This is a genomic window from Mesorhizobium sp. WSM4311 (assembly GCF_002295115.1).
Lineage (GTDB): Bacteria > Pseudomonadota > Alphaproteobacteria > Rhizobiales > Rhizobiaceae > Mesorhizobium.
This window is the reverse complement of the sequence record NZ_NSFV01000004.1, coordinates 368,501-388,181: the sequence shown is the minus strand read 5'-3', so window position 1 is coordinate 388,181 and position 19,681 is coordinate 368,501. Positions and strand designations below refer to the sequence as shown.

General features: G+C 62.9%; 18 protein-coding genes and 1 pseudogene. 7 read left to right on the top strand and 12 right to left on the bottom strand.

Annotated features, from left to right (window positions below; genetic code table 11):
• Nucleotides 1-89: 89 nt before the first annotated feature.
• From CK226_RS12650 to CK226_RS12640, 3 genes are all read right to left on the bottom strand, one after another.
• Nucleotides 90-1,619, bottom strand: coding sequence for a mercuric reductase (locus tag CK226_RS12650; protein ID WP_095792025.1), 1,530 nt, complete (start codon nucleotides 1,617-1,619; stop codon nucleotides 90-92).
• Nucleotides 1,609-2,958, bottom strand: coding sequence for a glucoamylase family protein (locus CK226_RS12645; protein WP_095792024.1), 1,350 nt, complete (start codon nucleotides 2,956-2,958; stop codon nucleotides 1,609-1,611). Before CK226_RS12645 ends, CK226_RS12650 begins: the two co-directional genes overlap by 11 nt.
• 227 nt (nucleotides 2,959-3,185) lie before the next feature.
• A complete protein-coding gene (locus CK226_RS12640; RefSeq protein ID WP_095792023.1) occupies nucleotides 3,186-3,935 on the bottom strand; it encodes an SDR family NAD(P)-dependent oxidoreductase in 750 nt (249 codons plus the stop codon).
• A gap of 175 nt (nucleotides 3,936-4,110) precedes the next feature.
• On the opposite strand from CK226_RS12640, the pseudogene CK226_RS12635 reads away from it, so the two are divergent.
• Nucleotides 4,111-4,368: pseudogene (locus CK226_RS12635) on the top strand (SDR family oxidoreductase); the annotation flags it as partial.
• A 335-nt stretch (nucleotides 4,369-4,703) separates the two neighbouring features.
• Nucleotides 4,704-6,020 carry an O-antigen ligase gene (locus tag CK226_RS12630; RefSeq protein ID WP_095792022.1) on the top strand — a complete coding sequence of 439 codons (1,317 nt, stop codon included), beginning with the start codon at nucleotides 4,704-4,706 and terminating at the stop codon, nucleotides 6,018-6,020.
• A 294-nt stretch (nucleotides 6,021-6,314) separates the two neighbouring features.
• Here CK226_RS12630 and CK226_RS12625 read toward each other — a convergent pair whose 3' ends face one another.
• The gene (locus CK226_RS12625) at nucleotides 6,315-7,574 is read right to left on the bottom strand and encodes a polysaccharide biosynthesis/export family protein (RefSeq protein ID WP_179295820.1); all 1,260 of its coding nucleotides are present in this window, start codon (nucleotides 7,572-7,574) and stop codon (nucleotides 6,315-6,317) included.
• 84 nt (nucleotides 7,575-7,658) lie between these two features.
• Nucleotides 7,659-8,336, bottom strand: coding sequence for a sugar transferase (locus tag CK226_RS12620; RefSeq protein ID WP_095771942.1), 678 nt, complete (start codon nucleotides 8,334-8,336; stop codon nucleotides 7,659-7,661).
• A 600-nt stretch (nucleotides 8,337-8,936) separates the two neighbouring features.
• On the opposite strand from CK226_RS12620, the gene CK226_RS12615 reads away from it, so the two are divergent.
• The gene (locus CK226_RS12615) at nucleotides 8,937-9,212 is read left to right on the top strand and encodes an exopolysaccharide production repressor exox (protein WP_095771639.1); all 276 of its coding nucleotides are present in this window, start codon (nucleotides 8,937-8,939) and stop codon (nucleotides 9,210-9,212) included.
• 23 nt (nucleotides 9,213-9,235) lie between these two features.
• On the opposite strand, the gene CK226_RS12610 is transcribed toward CK226_RS12615, so the two are convergent.
• The 7 genes from CK226_RS12610 to CK226_RS35350 form a co-directional block, all read right to left on the bottom strand.
• The gene (locus tag CK226_RS12610; RefSeq protein WP_095792021.1) at nucleotides 9,236-11,080 is read right to left on the bottom strand and encodes an ABC transporter ATP-binding protein; all 1,845 of its coding nucleotides are present in this window, start codon (nucleotides 11,078-11,080) and stop codon (nucleotides 9,236-9,238) included.
• Nucleotides 11,081-11,088: 8 nt separating this feature from the next.
• Nucleotides 11,089-12,117: a serine kinase gene (locus tag CK226_RS12605; protein WP_095792020.1), complete on the bottom strand. Its 1,029-nt coding sequence runs from the start codon at nucleotides 12,115-12,117 to the stop codon at nucleotides 11,089-11,091.
• On the bottom strand, nucleotides 12,114-14,099 hold the full coding sequence (locus CK226_RS12600; RefSeq protein ID WP_095792019.1) for a lasso peptide isopeptide bond-forming cyclase: 1,986 nt from the start codon (nucleotides 14,097-14,099) through the stop codon (nucleotides 12,114-12,116). The genes CK226_RS12605 and CK226_RS12600 overlap by 4 nt, the downstream gene beginning before the upstream one ends.
• Nucleotides 14,096-14,551 carry a lasso peptide biosynthesis B2 protein gene (locus CK226_RS12595; protein ID WP_245318068.1) on the bottom strand — a complete coding sequence of 152 codons (456 nt, stop codon included), beginning with the start codon at nucleotides 14,549-14,551 and terminating at the stop codon, nucleotides 14,096-14,098. Before CK226_RS12595 ends, CK226_RS12600 begins: the two co-directional genes overlap by 4 nt.
• A gap of 43 nt (nucleotides 14,552-14,594) precedes the next feature.
• Entirely contained in the window at nucleotides 14,595-14,894 is a 300-nt protein-coding gene (locus CK226_RS12590) for a PqqD family protein (RefSeq protein ID WP_095792017.1), read from the bottom strand.
• A 137-nt stretch (nucleotides 14,895-15,031) separates the two neighbouring features.
• The gene (locus tag CK226_RS12585; protein ID WP_010913078.1) at nucleotides 15,032-15,184 is read right to left on the bottom strand and encodes a lasso peptide; all 153 of its coding nucleotides are present in this window, start codon (nucleotides 15,182-15,184) and stop codon (nucleotides 15,032-15,034) included.
• 320 nt (nucleotides 15,185-15,504) lie between these two features.
• A complete protein-coding gene (locus tag CK226_RS35350) occupies nucleotides 15,505-15,702 on the bottom strand; it encodes a hypothetical protein (protein ID WP_210202238.1) in 198 nt (65 codons plus the stop codon).
• Between CK226_RS35350 and CK226_RS12580 the strand changes: the two genes are divergently transcribed.
• From CK226_RS12580 to CK226_RS12565, 4 genes are all read left to right on the top strand, one after another.
• Nucleotides 15,702-16,826 (top strand): nucleotidyltransferase family protein, encoded by a 1,125-nt coding sequence (locus CK226_RS12580; RefSeq protein ID WP_095792016.1) that lies wholly within the window; start codon nucleotides 15,702-15,704, stop codon nucleotides 16,824-16,826. The genes CK226_RS35350 and CK226_RS12580 overlap by 1 nt on opposite strands.
• Before the next feature lie 64 nt (nucleotides 16,827-16,890).
• On the top strand, nucleotides 16,891-17,913 hold the full coding sequence (locus CK226_RS12575) for a glycosyltransferase (protein WP_095792015.1): 1,023 nt from the start codon (nucleotides 16,891-16,893) through the stop codon (nucleotides 17,911-17,913).
• Between the two features lie 280 nt (nucleotides 17,914-18,193).
• The gene (locus CK226_RS12570; RefSeq protein WP_095792014.1) at nucleotides 18,194-18,595 is read left to right on the top strand and encodes a hypothetical protein; all 402 of its coding nucleotides are present in this window, start codon (nucleotides 18,194-18,196) and stop codon (nucleotides 18,593-18,595) included.
• Between the two features lie 156 nt (nucleotides 18,596-18,751).
• Entirely contained in the window at nucleotides 18,752-19,633 is an 882-nt protein-coding gene (locus CK226_RS12565; protein WP_095787158.1) for a family 16 glycosylhydrolase, read from the top strand.
• The last annotated feature ends 48 nt before the right edge of the window (nucleotides 19,634-19,681 follow it).

Genomic DNA, 19,681 nt, shown 5'->3' with positions numbered 1-19,681 from the left:
CGCCACCTTGTTTAGCTGAACAAGGCTTTCGTCAAGCACTGGATATTTTGAGTCCGCCGCGCCCCCGAGTCCTCGGCGCGCGGCCAGGCTCATCGCCTCGACCAGGCCAGCCAGCGCGCCGCCAGACGCCTGCGCAAGGAGGTGAACCGGGTTCGCCTGTAGGCATCGCCCGCCATCTTGATGCCTTGTGCCTGCGTCGGGAAGGGATGGATGACGTCGGCCAGGGCTTGCAATCCCATGCCGGACCTTATGGCAAGCGTCACCGCATTGATCATCTCGCCGGCATGGGCCGCGACGACCGTCGCCCCCAGGATGCGGTCGGATCCCTCCCGGGCATGGATCTTGACGAACCCTTCCTCCTCGCCGTCCATCACGGCGCGGGCGACGTCATGCATCAGCACCGTATAGGTCTTGACCGGAATGCCGTTCTGCCGCGCCTCGATTGGATAGAGCCCGACATGGGCGATCTCCGGATCGGTATAGGTGCACCAGGGAACGACGAGGTCACTGAGCCTTTCGCGCCCGCGAAACAGGGCATTGCGCACGACAATACGTGCCGTTGCCTCGGCGGTATGGGTGAACTTGTACTCCAGGCACACATCGCCCGCCGCGTAGATGTGCGGATTGGTCGTCCTGAGGTGATCGTCCACCTTGATGCCGCTGGCGTCATACACTACCCCGGCCTCTTCCAGCCCGAGATCCCTGACATTGGGCGAACGGCCGACGCCGGTGATGATCTCGTCGACGGAGATCGTTGTCGTGTCGCCGTCCCGCAGAAGGTCGGCGAGCTTCTTGCCGCCTTCCTCGCGCACCGCCACCACCTCGGTGTTCAGGCGTACCTCCACCCCCTCGCGCGCCAGCGCGTCCGATAGGATCTGCGCGGCGTCGCGTTCCTCGCCGGGCAGGAACATCGGATCGCTCTGCGCCAGGATGACCTTCGCGCCGAGCAGGCAGAAGGCCTGCGCCGTCTCGCAGCCAAGCGGCCCGCCGCCGATGACCAGGAGCCGCTCGGGACGTCGCGTGAGGTTGAACATGCTCTCATTGTCGAGATAGCCGGCCTCGGCAAGTCCAGGGATCGCCGGCCCGCTGGGACGCGCGCCGGTCGCGACCAGGGCCTTCTTGAAATGCAGCGTCTTGCCGGCGACCAACACCGTATCGGGTCCGCCAAAGCGCGCTTCGCCGAAATAGAGGTCGATGCCTTCGGCTGTGATGGCAGCGGCCGAATCGGCACGGCTGAGCCGCTGCCGGATCTGCCGCATCCGCATCATGGCCCGTTCGAAGTCGACCGGAAGACGCGCCGGCGTGTCGCCGCCGAAATTCTCGGCATCGCGCATGTCGGCATAGAGCCGGGCCGTACGGATGATCGACTTCGACGGGATGCCGCCGACATTGATGCAGGCGCCGCCGATCAGCCCGCGCTCGATCAGCGCAACTTTCGCGCCAAGGCTTGCGGCGTCGCGCGCCGCGGTCAGCCCGGCTGGTCCGGCGCCGATGACGACGAGATTGTAGGGGCCGTCGGGCGTAGGGTTCTTCCAGTGAGGCGGATGCGCGCCTCGGACCAGGTCGACGTCGTTGCGGTCGACAGGGAAGGTGGCCGCCCTTGTCTGTTCACGCGCCATCGTAGACTCCCGATGCGGAGCCTGCCGGCTGTGCCAGCCAGCCGCCGGTGAAACCCGCTTTGTCCAGGCCGCGGCGGATGTGCCGATTGGAGCGCATCAGCTCCCAGATCAGGCGCGAGCGGTGGTTCTCGATCATCATCACCACAATGCCCTGGTCCAGCCCGTAATGGCCTTCCGACACCCAGCCGTTGCCGCCGAATTTTCGCCGGTTGGCCAAGGTCGGATTGAAGCCGCTCGGCAGGCGGAAATTGTCGATCACTTGCGGATAGCGCTCGCCGAGATGACGCATGGCTGCCAGGCAGATGTCAGGCGCGAAAGGCAGCGACGCTGGATAGGACCATGGCGCGATCGTCCCGTCATCCGGCCCGAACGGTGCACCGCGCGCGGCATAACCCGAAAACCGGTGCCTCCGTCGCTCCACACTGGCGCGGAAGCCGCCCGGCCCGTCTCCGGCCGAAAGGCCCCAAAGGTTCTCGCCATAGCCGTCGAAGCCATAGGGGTTGTGGCGGGCATAGTCGCGGTGGAGATAGGTCGAGCGGCGGCTGTTTTCGAAATAGTCCGAGTTCTTCTCGCGCATGAAAGCGTCGCGGATGCCGGCGAAATCGATCCAGGCATGCGAGAATTGATGCATGAACAGCGGACCGCCATAGAGCACGTCATGGCCGTAGATGTTTTCCCACTGGTAGGTTGCCGTCCAGGCTTCGTAACTGTCGTCGGAAGTCGGGCTGTCCGGCGAGGCCATCGACAGCACATAGAGGATGGTCGCCTCGTTATAGCCTTCCCAGCCATAGTGGAGAAAACCGCTCTTCGGCTTCCAGCCTTGCCGCAAGGTCGGGCTGCTGCCTTGCGCCCAGCGCCAGTCGACGCGCCGGTAGAGTGCTTCGGCCAGTCGCCGGATTTCGGCCTCCTTCTCATTCCCGCCGGAGAAATAGGCGCCGGCCACCAATATGCCGGCCATCAGCAAGGCGGTGTCCACCATCGACAGCTCGCAGCGCCAGACGCGCAGCCCGGTGCGCATGTCGAGGAAGTGGTAGTAGAAACCCTTGTGGCCGGTGACGCCATCACCACCGTTTTGCGGGCTGGCCGAGAAGAAACGCAGCGCCGCAAGCGTGAGCTCCACCGCCGCCGAGCGCGTCATCCAGCCGCGTTCGACGCCGATCGGATAGCAGGAGAGGGCGAAACCGACGACCGCGATGCTGGCCGGCGAATTCGGCCGCGATGTATCGGCGACCAGCCCGTTGTCGGGGTTCACATTCTCCAGGAAATAGCCGAAGGCCGCGCGCTGGTAGCGGTCCAGAAGTTCGTCATCGGACAGCGCTGCGGGCTCTGCTTCAGGCAAGCGATGCAATCTCCAGCCCGATGGCCGTGGGCCCTGTCGATCTCCCGGCGTCGGCACGGCGGCCATCGGTCATCGCCAAACTGTCTCGTCGTGTCATGGCTTTCCCTCAAACCCTGTTCTGTCGCCAATACAGACGTCAGCGACTATAAGCCTGTCCAGTTCCGATCGTTGCCTCGTCACGCGGATTTGTAGTTGCACCGGCCAATGTGGGGATGTTCCGGCCCGGATCAATACGTGGCGCGGCCACCGGAAACGTCGAAGACGGCGGCGGTCGTGAACGAGCATTCTTCCGAGGCGATCCAGCAGATCAGCGCCGCCACTTCCTCGACCTCGCCAAAGCGCGCCATCGGAATCTTGGACAGCATGAAGTCGATGTGCTCCTGTTTCATCTGCTTGAAGATCGCTGTGCGCACAGCCGCCGGCGTCACGCAATTCACCGTCACCTTGGTCTTGGCCAGTTCCTTGCCGAGCGACTTGGTCAGCCCGATCACGGCGGCTTTGGACGTGCTGTAGGCGGAAGCGTTGGGATTGCCTTCCTTGCCGGCGATCGAGGCGATGTTGACGATGCGGCCATAATTGCGTTCCAGCATGTGCGGCACCAGCGCCTTGTTGCAGTAGAAGACGCCGTTGATGTTGATGTCGATGACCTTCTGCCAATCCTCGGTCGAATAGGCCCAGGTTGTCATGTTCGGTCCGGTGATGGCCGCGCTGGTCACCAGAATGTCGACGCCGCCAAGCGCTTCGATCGTCCTTGCGGCGGCGCCTTCGACGCCGGCGGCATCGGCGACGTCAATGGCGACACCATGCAGGCCAGGGATGAGAGTTTTCGCCTGTTCGATCTGGGCCGGATCACGGTCCCAGACGCAGACGCGCCCGCCTTCCTCGACGATCCGTTGTGCGACCGCCAGGCCGATGCCCGAGGCTCCGCCGGTGATGACGGCTGACCGGCCAGCGAAGCGTCCCGCGAAGTTCAACATATATCTTCCTCCCAATCGGTGGCGAATGTGAAGTCAACGGCAACCAAGTTCAAGGCGGGATCGGGCTCGCCCAACGGGATATTGGTAGGCCAGCAGGGGCGCTATCGGTGCTGAAAGAACTGCAAAAACAGCTCCCGCTCGGTGGTGATGTCGAGCTTTCGCCGGAGGGGTGGCGCATGGCGTCACCTGCGTCATGATCGGCCCGACCTGGGTCGAGACCGAACTGATGCGCCGCAACGTGACGCAGGTCGTCGAGCGCGAGGGCAAGAGGCGCACGGCGCAGCAAGCGACGGCCGAGATCGCCAGGGGCAACCCGCAGCAGAGCATGCTGCAGCCGCAGAAGATCGCCGCACTGGCGGTGTTCCTGTGCTCGGATCTGGCCAAGGGCATCGCCATGGAAAACATCCAGATCACCGGCGGAGCGCTGTGGTAGCGTTCTTGTTGCTGATGCAGGCGGCTGTCGCGGGCGGGGCCACCGGCTGCCCTCTCGCCGTCCGCTAGAGTAATTCCAGGAAAAGTGTGAACGGTTTTCCGTCCGGAATAGCGTCAAAACAAAGAGTTAGAGCGGTTCGCGGTTTCCGTGAAACGGTGAACTGCCCTGATGTAAGACAAGGTGACCGGATTTGCCATTGAGCATGCGGTGCCATAGGTTATATTGCACTGCACAATGGAGATGCCGTTTATTGCACGCCCCTCTTTGCGGATATGCCGGCTGGCCTGCCGCCTGCCGGATTTGCTGGTCTTGGGCCGCTCCGACCGGACTCTGAGATGAAAATTCCAAAGTCCCTGCTGGTCGATCCCGAGAAGAACTCGGTCTACGGCGCTTTTGCCGTTGCCGTTTCGATCTGGGCGTTCTCCTATTCCGTCATTTTCGGCCAGGTGCTGATCCTGGCCTACTACGCCGTCTGGCTTCCGCTCGTCCTGGTCGACTACCGGCGCTTCCTGCGCCAGCTCTCCAGCGCCTGGCTGCCGCTGCTGTTCGCGGCCTATATCTGTTTTTCCATCTTCTGGTCGCAGGCGCCCGGCGTCACCGCCAGAACGGCGGTCCAGTACCTGTCCCACATCGCCTGTGCCTATGTCGCGGCGCGCACCGTCAGCGTGCGCACCCTGACGCTCGGCGCCCTGGTCGGGATTTTCTTCGTCATGCTCTATTCGCTCAAGGTCGGGGCCTATTCCGAGGACGTCCTTGACGGCACCTACAATTTCGTCGGCGCTTTTGCCTCCAAGAACCAGATCGGCTTCGTCGGCTCGCTCGGCATCTATTTCTCCGTGGTGTTCCTCGCTTTCCTGCGGCGTGGCCGGCTGAGTTTCATCCTGACCGTGCCTGTCGTGCTGTTGTCGGCCTACCTGCTGGTCATTTCGCATTCCGCCACGTCGATGGCCTCGATACCGGCGGTCCTGGCGCTGATCGCGCTTCTTGCCATGACCAAGCTTTTGTCACGGCGCTATCGCCGGGTGATCTTCCTGGTCGGCGCCGGCCTGATCGTGGTGGTGGCCGTTGTGGCCCTCAATCTCGGGCTCATGGACTTCGTGCTTGGCCTCTTCGGCAAGGATTCGACGCTCACCGGGCGGACCTATCTGTGGGAGCAGGGCTGGAACGCCGCGCAGCGCTCGCCGATCCTCGGCGTCGGCTATGCCGCCTATTGGGTGCAGGGCTTTGCCGAGGCCGAGCGGCTGTGGAATGAATTCTACATCACCACCCGCACCGGCTTCCATTTCCACAACACCTATGTCGAGGCGCTTGTCGAACTCGGCTTTACCGGTGCGGTGATGATCTCGCTGATCATGCTGCGAACGCTCTACGGCCATGTCTCGACGGTGATTTTCAAGGCATGGCAGGCCGAATCGGTGGTGCTGTTCGGCGTGATGGTGTTGCTGCTCATCCGCTCCTTCGTCGAGGTCGAGGTCCTCAACCCCTACATTATGGGCTCCTTCCTGATGTATTTCAGCTACTTCAAGCTGGCACGGCTGCCAGTCACCCGCACGCGCTGGTCGCCGGCCTTCGAGCCGGCGGATGCGGCGGCAAGGGGCGAGCCGGCCTGGCCCCGGCATGTCGGCCGTCCGGCCGCAGCCGATCCATCATGAGCCCATCCACGTTGCCCAAAGGCGCATAGCGCCTTGCGGCAACGAGACATTCCCGTCCTTCGAGGCGGCGCGCTCTGGAGCAATTCCGGGAAAAGCGCGTGGCGGTTTCCCTTGGGAATTGCGTCGGAACAAAGAGATGGAACGGCTCGCCGTTTCCGTGAAACGGTGAAACGCTCTATCATTTCGCGGCCTGGATCGCTCATCATGGCAAAACCTCCACCAGACGGGCCTGGTGGAGGTTGGAACTCGTTGTGCGATGGAACGGAGCGGCTGGATCGCGCCGAAGTCCGCGACCTATTGGCTGGCCAGCGGTGCCAGCTTGACCTTGATCACGTCGCCGGGCAGCACCGGTGTTTCTTCCTTGGCCGCGATTTCGCTGGTCTTGCCGTCGACATTGCGCACCAGCGAATAAAGCAGGGTAGGCTGCTGGCCATTGGTGATGGCGGCCGTCGTCGCGGGATCGCTGGCCTGGGCTATCAGGCCTTTCTGCATGTTCACCTTCAGCGCGGCCTCGTTCAGGTCGGCTTCGGTCTGCTGCCGGTCGGCGGCGAGGCTCGAGCTCAACGTGTTCTGGGCATCGATGGCATCCTGCGTCGCCTTGCTGATCGACTGCTTGGCGGTGAGGATGGCCGTCTCGTAGTCGAGGATCTTGCCCTGCAGGTCGGTGACGGACTGCTGCGAATCCAGCAGCCGCGCATTGGCGACCAGTCCCTTCTGCGCCAGCGGACCGATACTGGTGAGCTGCTGCTGCGCCAGGTCGACCTGCTTCTGCTGGTTGACGATCTTCTTCTGCAGTGATTCGATTTCGGACTGAAGGACACTCTTGAGATCGTCGAGCGCCTCGAGCTTCAGCTTCAGCGCCTTCTGATCTGCGGTCAGGATCGTCATTTCGTCGGCGACGATGGTCGGCAGCCGCGGATCGCCCTCGACCTCTTTGGGCGCTTCGAAACTTGCCTTGCCGGCCAGATCGGCATCGATGCGGGCGCGCCTGACGAGCAGCCGGACGCGCTGGTCGTCGGAGATATCGAAATTGCCCTTGGCGGTGACCAGGTCCTTGCCGAGCTGGGGACCGTAATCGGCGCTGCGCCTGATGCCGCCGGCGACGCTGATCGCTTTCAGCACCGTCAGTTCGGGCACAAAAGGAAACTGGCCGGGATTCTGCACTTCGCCCGAAATATAGAAGGGCCGGAACTGCGCCATCTCGACCGAGGCCTCGGGCTTGTCCGACAGAGCGAGCTTGTGCTGCAGTGCCTCGCCGATTGCCGCCGCGACTTCCGCCGTGGTCTTGCCGGCCGCCGGCAACTCGCCGACGAAAGGCACCGACAGCGTGCCGGCCGGGCCGATCGTGTATTCGCCGTTCACCGCCGACCAGTCGCGGAACGTGCCTTCGACGGTCTGCCATTCGGCTATACGGATGTTGAGTTTGTCCTGCGAGCCGAGCTGGTATTCGCCTGAGATGGCGACCTGGGGAAGAAAAGCGAGCGACATCGCAAGGCAGGTGGCCATAAGCCGAGAGCGGCCGGAAAAGCGGCCGCTGCCAAAAGCTTCGAACATGTCTTTTTTCAACTGAACGTTCCGATCCGTTTTAGCCCCATCGCCCGATGAGCTTGCCGCCGGATGCCTGGTCCCGGCGTCCGGTCAGTAGGAGCCGCGTGACATCCAGACGGCCGGCACGGTCTTGATGATGATGCGCACGTCGCCGAACAGCGACCAGTTCTCGACATAGTGGCGGTCGAAGGCGACGCGGCTGTCGTAGGAGACGTCGTTGCGGCCGCTGACCTGCCACAGGCCGGTCAGGCCGGGCCGCGACTTCAGATAGTAGACGGCGGCGCTGCCGTAGATTTCCAGCTCGTCGCGCACCACCGGGCGAGGCCCGACAAGGCTCATATCGCCCTGCAGAATGTTGATGATCTGCGGCAACTCGTCGAGGCTGAGCTTCCGCAACACCGCGCCGACACGGGTGACGCGCGGATCGTTCTTCAGCTTGCGGGTCGCTATCCATTCCGCATTGGCCTCCGGATTGGTGGCGAGATAGGCGGCCAGCACCTTGTCACCGTCCGGAACCATGGTGCGGAACTTCAGGCACGGAAAAATCCGTCCGCCGCGCCCGATTCGCCGATGGCCGTAGAAAATCGATCCACCGTCGGAAAATTTGACCAGCAGCGCTACCATGATGAACAGCGGGCTGAGCGCGATCAGACCAACCAGTGAACCGACAATATCGAAGCTGCGCTTGATGAGGCCGCCGATAGGCGGCGGAAAATCGGTGTCAGCCTGCGAAAAGCCCGCCGTGGCCGACTTGGCAATATCCCTCATGCGGAAACTCCATGCGTTGAACGAATGGTTCACCACACGATACCAAAAAAATGTTGCAGCGCAACACACAATTTCCCGGCCCACTGAAATAGTCACGTCATGAATTGACTAAATAATAAGCTAGCGATGCACATTTTTCAGGATGTTTAGCACAATTGTGACAATAAATGGGCAAGCGTAAAAAAATGCGGCTCTTTTCGCGGCGAATCTGGGGCAAGGCGTTCTCGCAGGCCCGGAATGGCACATATTAGAGCTTTAGGAAGGCGCAAAGTTCCTGACTATTAACATAAAATACTACATAATATTGGGAATTGTACTGAAACGGGTCGGCGGCTGCAGGTTGAGTGAATTGCGGTGGTGTGCGTTGCAGCATGCCAGAGTCGATCGCGCAAGCTCAATCAAAAATATGTGCGGTTGCCCTTGCCGCCTTCTGCTCGCCTTAATAGAATTGCAAATTATACCTGTCAGAATGGCGACAGGTTGAAAGGCCGGAAGCAACCGGCCGATAGCGGGCACCTCTACAAGCCCGCATGACAAGGGACGGCGCTCGGGTGGGGCTATCGTTTGATATAACCCGGGCCGGTTTATGGGCTGTTGGGTATGTCGCTTCCAAAATTCATCGTTGGGATGATTTTCGCTCTTGCAATCGTCGTCGCCTGGTCATGGCTTGGCGGCGCTTCGCTGGGCATGACGCTGATGCGCGTCATCATCTGTGCCGGTATCATCCAGGCCGGCTATTTCGTCCTCGTCTATGCCATGATCGCCAGGAGTGCGCCGACGCAAGCCGACAGGCTGCGCGAAGCTGAGAGAAAGCTGAGTGCGCCCGACGTGACCGAAGGCGAGAAGCTGGGCAACGCCCGGCGCAGCCTGCATTAGCTCCTGCAAAGGTATCCGCGGCCTCAGGCCACATCGGCGGGTTCGGTTTCCGATTGTTCCCCCGACAGCATCCTCGACAGCCGGCTCGCCGGCTTGGCCTTCAGCCGCTGATACTGGCCGACCTCCACGATACGGCCGTCTTCCATCGCCACCACCCAGTCGGCGAAGGCGATCATCGATGGCCGGTGCGCGATGGTCAGGATGGTCATCGCGCCGCGCAAGCCGTCGATCGACCGGGCGATCAGCGACTGGTTCTGCCAGTCGAGCGCGCTGGTCGCCTCATCGAGGATGAGCAGCGACGGCTTGCGCAGCAGCGCACGCGCCAGCGCAATGCGCTGGCGCTCGCCGCCGGAGAGCCGCACGCCGCGGTCGCCGACCACCGTCTTGAGCTGCAGGTCGAGCCGTTCGACGAAGTCACCGGCATGAGCGGCGCGCAGCGCGATCCACAGATCGTCGTCGCTGGCCTGCGGCGCGGCAAGGCGCAGGTTCGCCGCGATCGTGTCATGCAGCAGGAACACGTCCTGCGGCACATAGGCCACCTGATCACGCCAGCGCCGGCGATTGCCGGCATCGATCTCGACGCCGTCGACCAGGATCTTGCCGGCGGTCGGCTCGAGCAGGCCGAGCAGCATGTCGGCGATCGTGCTCTTGCCCGATCCCGAGGGGCCGATCAGGGCGGTGACTTTTCCGGCAGGGAGACCGAAGGTGATGTCGCTCACCACTGCCTTGCCGGAGCCGTCGTCGTAGCCGAAGGAGACGCCGCGAATGTTCAGCCCGGTATCGAGCGACAGCTTGCCGGCATCCCCGGATTCGGCATGGCCGGGTTCGCGCTCGGCTTCGAAACGGGCCTGCAGGCTGCGCATGGCCGTATAGGCAGGCAGGTTGATCAGCACCTGCTGGGCCTGCGTCTGCATGTCCATGAAGCGCGGCGCGATGCGCATGAAGACGAGAAGCAGAACGACAATCTCGGCCAGCGACAGGTTGAAGCGGACCAGCGCCACATAGATGAACAGGCTGAGGCCTACCACGCTCGCCACCTGGAACACCGCGGTGCCGATCGAGCTGTTGCGCACATAGTCGATATTGTCGGCCTTCATCTTTTCCAACGTCGACCGCAACTGCGCGAAATAGCTGGCCTCGACATTCAGGCTCTTGGCCACCTTGATGCCGCCGAGGAACTCCGAGACCGTGCGGTACTGATCCTGGCGATTGCTGGTCAGGACACGCCCGAAAGCGGTGGCGCGCGCGCGAAACGGCTGCAGCGCTATGAACATCACGATGCCGATGACGATCGCAAACGCCGTCATCACCGGCGAGATGAACATCGAGATCACGAGATAGCCCACCAAAAGCACCGCGATCTGCACCAGCATCAAAAGCGAGAAGGCGGCGCCCTGGACGCGATCGATGTCGCCGGTCAGGGCATGGTCGAGATCGGAGCTTCGCATGCGCGAGAACACGCCCCAGCGCGCCTTGCCGATGCTCTCGAACAGGTTCATGCGCAAACGGTTGACGAAATCGAAGAGAAGCCTGGCCATGTAGACCGACTTGAATCGGTTGAATGCTGCCTGCACGGCAACGAGCCCGACCAGCGCGCACAGCACCGTCGTCAGTTGCAGCGTTCCCTCGGGCACCAGCCAGCGCACGAAATCATTGTTCGGCAAGCGGACCGCGAAATCCTGGTCGGCGCGCCCGACCAGGTGCAGCAGCGGCACAAGCAGCAGGATCGAAATGCCTTCCGTCAGGCTGCCGAGGATCAGGAACAGCAGTGCCGTCCAGGTCCGCCGCCCGCCGATCTGGGCGATGACGGCGCCGAACGCGGCGACATCGCGAAACAGCGACAGGCGAAGGATCGAAGATTTCGACATGATTGCGCTCACCGCCGCCGACGGCCGGCCGCCAGCTCTCTGGTCGTGAGGTCCGGGGCCGCCAGATCCCCGGCCGCCAGGTCGCCTTCGATCAGCGCCACGGCCTCGCCAATCCTGTCGAGGCCGGTCGGAACTTCCAGCCGGAAGACGCCGATATGGTTAGCGATTGCTGAACATTGGCGAAGATGCAGCGCCGCGAAATCGCCAGGGAGCGCCGCGCGGCCGAACCGCGTCACATAGGAGAACTTGATGATCGCCGGCAGGGCGGCAATGCCGGGCAAGGGCGTGATCGCGGCCTTCGCACCGCGCTCGAGGACATAGATCCTGGTCGCCGGCACCATGCCGCCGGAGAAGGCGCCATGCAGGCGGTGCTGCATCTTCTCGATCGCCGGATGCACTTGCGGCCGCACCTCCGCCTGGCCAAGCGAGATCGCGGCCGCGGCGTCCGCGGCAAGCTTGATCTGGGGAAAGCCCGGAACGATCATCGGCGCGTCCGGCCTGGCGAGATCGAGCGCCACGACATCGTCGGTAAGCAGATGATGACCGGCCCGGATCATGGCGCTTGCCGTGGTCGATTTGCCGGCACCCTTGTCGCCCATGAAGATGGCTCCCCTGCCGGCCACCGCGATGGCGCTGGCATGCAGGACGAGCAGGCTGCGCTGGTGCAGCAGCAGCGCCATCACCGGCCCAAGCAATGGAAAGGCAAGCAGGGCGTCATCCACGCCGGGTGCCGGCTCGATGTCGATGCGGCTGGCATCGCTGATCAGGAAGGCGCCGACGGCATGCCAAGCCAGATATTGCCGGTCCGGCTCAAAGCGGAAGATCGTCGCGGCCTCGGACGAAGGCTTCGGCATGTCGATCGTGCCGATGGCGATCAGTATATCCGCCGCAGCCGGCTCCGCCGGCTCCAGCTCGGGCAGCGCCACGTCGGACGCCACGGTCAGGCCGTAAGCCCGGTAGTAGCGACGCTCCCTCGTGGTCCGGCCATGGGGGGGATCGCCGACATATGTGGCGAGCGGCTGGTTGCGCGGCATCATGCGGGGCTCCCGCCGTGCTGGACCTGCCGCAGCCACAACGACAGCGAGGCCGAACGCCAGACATACTGGACATCCAGCGGCGCTGCCTGATCGGGCTGGCGCAGCAGCCGCGCATAGGCGGCGCTCACCTGCGGCAGGTTGACATAGGGCGCGATACGGCCGGCATCCGAAACCAGTAGCTGTTGCAGGAGGTCGCGGTGGTTGCGCACCATGCCGTTGACGAGATTGGCGGTGAAATCGATCTTGTCGCGCCGCCACTGCACCGCTGCCGGCAGGATGCCCTCCATCGCCCGCCGCAACACGTAGCGGCCAAAGCCGTGGCTGAGTTTCTCCTCGCCCGGCAGCGCCAGGCAGAATTCGACCAGCGGCTTGTCCCAGAACGGATAGCGCGGCTCGACGCCGAAATTGGCAGCGGCCTTGTCGAGCACTTCGAAAGAGTGCGGCACATAGCCGTTGGACAGGATCCAGCGATGGCTGAGCGCGTCGCTGGCCTGGACGCCGGGCGGCATGTAGCCGGCCCGATGGAAGCGGTCGATGAGTTCGGTCCGCCTGGCCAGGTCCGGATTGATCAGGTCGCGCCAGCTGCGGCCGCGCTGCATTTGCGTGGGCTTGCGTATCCTGTTGAGGGCACGGTTCGCCAGCTGTCTCGCCTTGGCGATGCGCCAGGCCGGTCCGTAAAGGGTCAGGAACTGGAAATAAAGGCCGTGCGTGCTGTCGCCATAGGTGTTGGAGGCGCTGCGAACCTCGCGCCAAAGGTCCAGCCACCTTCCGCCATTGGCAAGCTCGTGCAGATGGCCATGTCCCTGTGAGACGACCTCGTCGCCGCCATGGCCGTCGAGCAGCACCTTGACGCCTTTTGCGCCCGCCGTCCGGTAGATGCCGCGGGTCAGCGTCAGGCCCGGCGCCAGGAAGGTGCCCTCCTGTTCCTCCAGCACCCGTTCGAACTCGGCGAAGGGCGCATAATTGCCGACGGGGATCAATGTCGGATCGGTCTTCTGCTGATCGAGCACCGCATCGATGAAGACCCGTTCGTCCATCGACGAGCCCTTCTCGAAAACCAGCGAAAAGGTCGGCAGCCTGGGTTTCCGCTCGGCGGCGTTCTGCAGGCCGGCGACACAGGCGATCGAGGAGGAATCGAGGCCGCCGCTCAGCATCGCGCCGACGGACGGGCTTCCGCGCATGCGATTGCGCACCGATTGCGAAAACAGATGCGCGAATTCCTCCGCCGCATCCGACCGCGGCGGTCGTGCCGACGGCTCGATCTGCCAGTATCGGCGCAGCACCACTTGTTGCGCGGTGACCGTCAGGCTGTGACGCGCCGGCAGGCTGAAGATATCGCTGTAGGGGGTGGATTGCGGGTCGTCGGGAAGCCCGGCCAGGAATCCCGAAATCCGATGCTCGCTGATGCGCGCGCCGACCCCGTCAAGCCCAAGCATAGGCCCGATCTCGGAGGCAAAGGCAAAACGCCGGTCCGCCGCGTGGTAGTAGAATGGCTTGACCCCGAAATGGTCGCGCGCGCAGAACAGCAGCTGCCGCTCGGCGTCCCAGATGGCAAAGGCGAAATCGCCCTGCAGATGCACGGGGCAGGCTTCGCCCCAGCGCAGATAGGCCCGCATCAGCAATACGGCGTCCGCAACCGACCTGTCGCGTATGCCAAGCCTCGCCATCAGCTCGTCGCGATTGTCCAGCCGGCAATCGGCGGTGATGGCGAGCTTGCCGCCGGCCATCGTCAGCGGGCCGGGGCCGGCTTCATCCGTGGTGTTGAGCCAGGCGTGGCCAAGGGCGACGGCGCTGTCCAGCCACCATGAATTTCCGTCGGGACCGCGATGGCGCATGCGGGCCAGCATCCGCTGGATATCGGTCGCCGCGTCCGCCGGCGCGTGTCCCCGGACCGTTTCAGCGTGTCCTCGGACCGCTACCGCGTGTCCCCGGACCGCTACAGCGTGTCCCTGTCGCAGCAGGATTCCGACCACGCCGCTCATCGGCTGCCGTGGTCGACCAGATGCGCGAAACCATCGACGGAGCCGCCAAGCACGACATGGTTGTCGCTGACCAGCCAGGCATGCGCCTTCAACTGCTCGCCCGTGCCGCGTTCGATGCCGATGCGGATGTTGGAGGCATTGCCCTGGCGTGCGAGAATGTATTGGCCCGAAAGCGCCTGGGTAAGGCAGGTGGCGCGCGGCACGAACCGTGCGGCCGCGGCAACCCCCCAGGCGACGAGCCGCAGTTCGCCCATGCTGGCGCACTGGCGCGCGTCGAGCCGGGTCACCATGCCGCGAACACGGTTGTAGGAAAACAAGGTCAGCCCCAGCCGGACGGTCGCGACCACCAGCAGGCAGTGGCAGAGGAAAAGGGCTTCCGAGCCGCTCAGGGACAGGATCCTGGCCAATCCCCGGCCGGGCCGGCGTTTGGCAGGCCTCGGTCTTTGGTCCATCGCAGGTCTCTGCCGCGAGATCATGGCCTTCTGCGGAACCTGCCTAGACAAGTGCCTCATTGTGCAGCCTCGCAAGTCCGTTTTCGGCGAAGCCCTTAAGCAAGGCGTCGACGTCAGCCTTGCAGCGCTCGGCGTCGACATTGTAGCGCGCAAGCACGGCGCTGCGGATATCGGCGATCGACTTCGGCTCCTGGATCTGCTCCCAGATGAACGCACCGACGCTGTTGAGGCTGTAATAGATATTGGATTTCAGGTTGAGAAGCGCCAGGCCATCGCCGAATTCACAGGCCACCGCATCCCCGGTGGCCCTTACGCAATCGTGCTCGGATGGGTTCCAGTTCATGCCAAAACCTCGTTAGCAACACACGGTCTACGCGTCGTCAGTTCAAAAAGCGGAAAGTCGGGGATTTTCATCCCCGGCTCCATTTGCGGTCTTCAATCCTGGAGGCCCAACGTCACTCCTCCAGAACCAAGCTAGTCTCAGGAGAACGTCAGATCGCCAATCGGGGTGTGCGCCGGAAACGACGCGTCGATTGCCGTGCTGCCGCCACCGCCCTGGGTAATGGTTTCGATCGAACCATGGACCGTCAGGCTTGGCGTTTCGTACTCATGCTTTTCAACATTCTGTTCCATTTTACTCTCCACTGAGGACTGGAAACGGCCTGTCGAGTGCCGTCAGCACTTTCATGCTGCGATGCAATAGCTGCATAGCAACATTTATGAGTCAAGCCGGATTTACTTCTGGTTAATCAATTACGGGTTGCGGGCGTCACCATGCGTGTGCGAAATGCTCAAGATTCCGCCTCTGTCGAGCCGAAGCTCGGTGCAGTCTGCCTTCAGCACGGGCGATTCTTTAAGCAATTGAATTTGCTTGCATAAAAAGCTCATGGCGATGACGCTTTTTTAGGCATGTCTAAAATGATGGATTCTTGTCAGCCAGCCGGTGTCGATGATCAACTGTAGCGCCACGATTGCGTCGGAATTTCAGCCGAATGTTGCGCCGCATCGAGGAAGCGCGGCAAACGCTCTGGTTGCAAAATTTCGCACTGCGAAAGGAAAGACTTTACGGCGTCCAGGTTTTTGAGGATGCTTTGTTTCGCACTTGCAGCATAAACGCCGCGCAAACCGCATTTTGGAGACCATGCGCTCAATGGCCTTGCCGGAAAGTTCCTATGAACGACTGCGCGCCGCCGACTGTGCCGACGAGATTGCCTATGTGCAGGCCTGCCTGCGGTTGTATTTCTCAGGCGCGGCGGCTCTGGCCGGCAATGTGTCGACGCCGAGCCTTTCCGCCGCCGCCGTCGCCGATATCGCCAGGCTGAACAAGGTCGCCACCTTCGTTTTGAAAGCGCTGTCGCGCGCCCCGGCCACCGAAAGGCCCGCCGTACTTTTCCAATGGCTCGACACCTATCGCCGGCGTACGGTGTCGATGAACGCCGCCTGTCTCATGGATTCGATGGCGATCCATCGGGCGCTGCGCGACAGGCAGATCGATTTCGTCTTTCTCAAAGGTCCCTTCCAGCAGCATCTGCTCTATGACGACCATTTCATGAAGCCTTCGGGCGATGTCGACATCCTGGTTTCCCCGTCCGGATTCGCGAAAGCACGCAATGCACTGCGCTCGATCGGCTATGAGGTCTCAGGCAAGTCACGCTCCGTCTGGTGGGTCCGCTTCCTTGGCGAGCAGCACATGATCCGTGGCAACGGGCCGTCCACGGTCGACCTTCATTACCGCCTCCAGCAGCCCGGCTCGCCCAGTCCGCGCGATGCCGACGGTTTCCTGCGGCGCAAGCGGCTGGTCGAGATCACCGGCACCGAAGTGCCGTTCACGTCGGCCGCCGACACGTTGATGCTGTCCTGCATCAGCGTCGCCAAGGCACTGTTCAACCGCGAACCCTGTGCCGGCTATGTCTGCGATATCAGGGCCAGCGCCAACCGTCTTGGCGAGGCCGATCAGCAGCGTGTGCTGGATGCAGCGGTGAGCCAGGGGCTGGACGACACGTTGCTGCTCGGCCTGCGCGCCGCCGATGTGCTGCTGGGCGCCACCGGCACGCTTCTGTCGGAGCGGGCCAAGCCGGTTTTGTCGCGCATCGGCAACGAGGACCTGCTCAACATGGTCATCGCGCCATGGCTGTCATCCTTGCGGTGGCCGCAGCGGCGAACGGTGTTGTGGGAATTGTGCGGCAGGGCTCCCGTCCGCTACCTGGCCGAAGCCGGCTGGGCAGCGTCGGCGGATATCAGTCGCCGCATCTTCGAGCGGCCGGCCAGCCCGTGATGGCGGTGGTGTTGCAATACGTACAGGGCGAGGGCAAATCGGAACCTGTGCAAGAGGCTAACCCATGTCGATGACGAAATCAGAGGTCTGCGTGATCATCGCGGCCAAAAACGCGGCACGCACGATCGCGGTCGCCATCGCGTCCGCATTGCGCGAGCCCGAGGTGGCGGAGGTCGTTGTCGTCGACGACGGCTCTACCGACAATACGGCCGAGGTCGCCCGCGCCGCCGACGACGGCAGCGGCCGGCTCAAGGTCATGCGCCTTGAGGTCAATCGTGGCCCCTCCTTCGCGCGCAATGCCGCGATCGCCGGTTCGAAAGCGCCGTTCATCAGCATTCTGGATGCCGACGACTTCTTCCTCGGGGGCCGGTTCCGCAATCTGTTTGCCGCCGCCGACTGGGATTTCGCGGCCGACAACATCATGCTCATCAGGGATGATGCGACTGATGACGCGACCAAGATCGTCGCTCCGGATTTTGCCGCCGAACCGGAATTCCTCGACTTCGAGCGCTTCGTCGAAGGCAACATCTCCAGGCGCCGCGTGCAAAGAGGCGAGCTTGGCTTCTTGAAGCCGGTGATCAGCCGCGCCTTCCTCGATCGGCACCGATTGCGCTACGACGAAAGCCTGCGGCTGGGCGAGGACTACGAACTCTATGCGCGCGCGGTCGCCCACGGCGCGCGGTTCAAGGTCATCCGTTCCTGCGGCTACGGTGCCATCGTACGCGCTGATTCGCTCAGCGGCCGCCACAAGACGCAGGATCTGAAGCGGCTGGCCGACGCCGATCTGGCGCTGTTGGCGATAGACAGCCTGCCGGAAGGCTCCAGGGCGGTGCTGCGGCGGCACGAGCGGCATGTGCGCGACAAATACCGGCTGCGCAATTTCCTCGACGTGAAGGCCGAGCGCGGGCTGGCCTCGGCCGCGGCCTACGCCTTTGCAAGTCAATCCAACCTGGTCCCCATCGTCCAGGGCGTGGCGTCCGACAAGCTGGAGGCGCTGTTTCGGCGCGTTGGCCTTGTGTCCAGGCAAAAGCGCGTGCCGCCGTTGCGTTTCCTGATGGCCGGGACCAGTGCGGGCAAGGAGCGGTAAGGGGCGCCCGCGTCACCCGTCAAACAGCATTCGCACTGTGCAAACCATTTCCACTGGATTTAAGAGTTTACGAATTGGGTGGTTGCCTCACGGCTCCGACGATGGCAGTCTATGTTGCGGTGCAGCAAATCGAACGACCAACCGAATTGGCCCCCGATCGGATTGGTCCGACGTCTCTCCCGTCAAAGGAGTTGGACGATGCGGTACGAGCTTTTCAGCCCTGCTTGCGGGGATCGGCCAGTGGTCGGCAGTAAGCCGGCGATGACAGGAATTTAAGCCCATGGCCTCGATATTTGGCTTCAGATCAAGGGATCCTGCCCGCGACCGGCAGGCCGACATCGCCCGCCTCGACCGGCTGGCGAAACTGTTCGAGCAGATCTCCGCCGAGATCGCAGCCGAGAAAACGGGCCTGGAGAGCCGCTACCGCAAGACGGCGACCAACGCGGCCTTTCTCGTCGAAGCCATGGAAAACGGCTCCGCTTCCGAGAAGCGCTCATCCGAAGTCAGCGCGCTGACGCAATCGATCCTGAATTGCGAGCGCCGCATCGCGGCGCTGTCGCGCCAGCACGGTTTGATGAAGGAACTGCGTCGTTCGCTCGATATGGTCTTCGACGCGGGTGGGGAGTCCGATTCGGCCGCCACGGCTGATTTCGCCAAGCCCGCGGGCGCCAGCCGGGCGTGAGACTACTTCAAAGGCATGATGCAAGCTTCAAAGCTATGATGCAGGACAGGAGAGGGATTTCTGGGGGCTCGAAAAGGAGGCCAAGGTTGGCCCGTTTGGAAGCGGTTCAAACGTCGACTTTGGGTTGGGGACGCACAGCACAAAGGTGAGTTTGGCATGAATTTAGATCCGAAAACCACGTCCACGACAGCAATTGCCGCAACCTCCGTCGCGCATGAGATCCGGCAAGGCGACCTGCGGCGGTTGGGCTTGATCGGCGGATTGCTGCTGGCTGCTCTCGGCAGCCTCTTTGCGGCTCCATCCCATGCGCAGGATATCCAGTCCGCTCCCTCTTTCGTCGATGATTTCAAGAGCTTCGACAAGTCTCGCTGGTATGTCTCCGACGGCTGGAGCAACGGCAGCCACCAGAATTGCACCTGGTCGAAGGGGCTGGTCGAGCTTTCAGACGGTGTGCTGTCGCTCGGCTTCGGAAAACAGAAGCTGAAGGATCGCGAGTTCGCCTGCGGCGAGATCCAGACCAAGCAGCGCTTTGGTTATGGCACCTATGAGGCGCGGCTGAAGACCGACACCGGTTCCGGCCTCAACGCGGCCTTCTTCACCTATATCGGCCCGTCGGACAAGCAGCCCTGGGACGAGATCGACTTCGAGATCCTGACCAAGGACACCTCCAAGGTGCAGGTCAACGCCTATATCGACGGTAAGGGCAAGAACGAGAAGCTGGTCGAGGTGCCGGGCGGCACCGACAAGGCCTTCAACGACTACGCCTTCGTCTGGGAGAAGGACAGTTTGCGCTGGTACGTCAACGGCCAGCTGGTGAACACCATCACCGACCCGGCGAAGCTGCCCAGCCACGCGCAGAAGATCTTCTTCAGCCTTTGGGGCAGCGACACCATGAAGGGTTGGATGGGCGCCTTCGCTGATCCGGGCCGCAAGCTTTCGCTGCAGGTCGAACGCGTTGCCTTCACCGCGCTCGGCGAGCCATGCCAGTTTCCGGAATCGCTCGTATGCAGCGTAAAAGAGTTGGGAAAGACGAATTGAACCGGCCGGACCGAGAACGGGTCGCGGCCATGGATGGGAATGAAACCG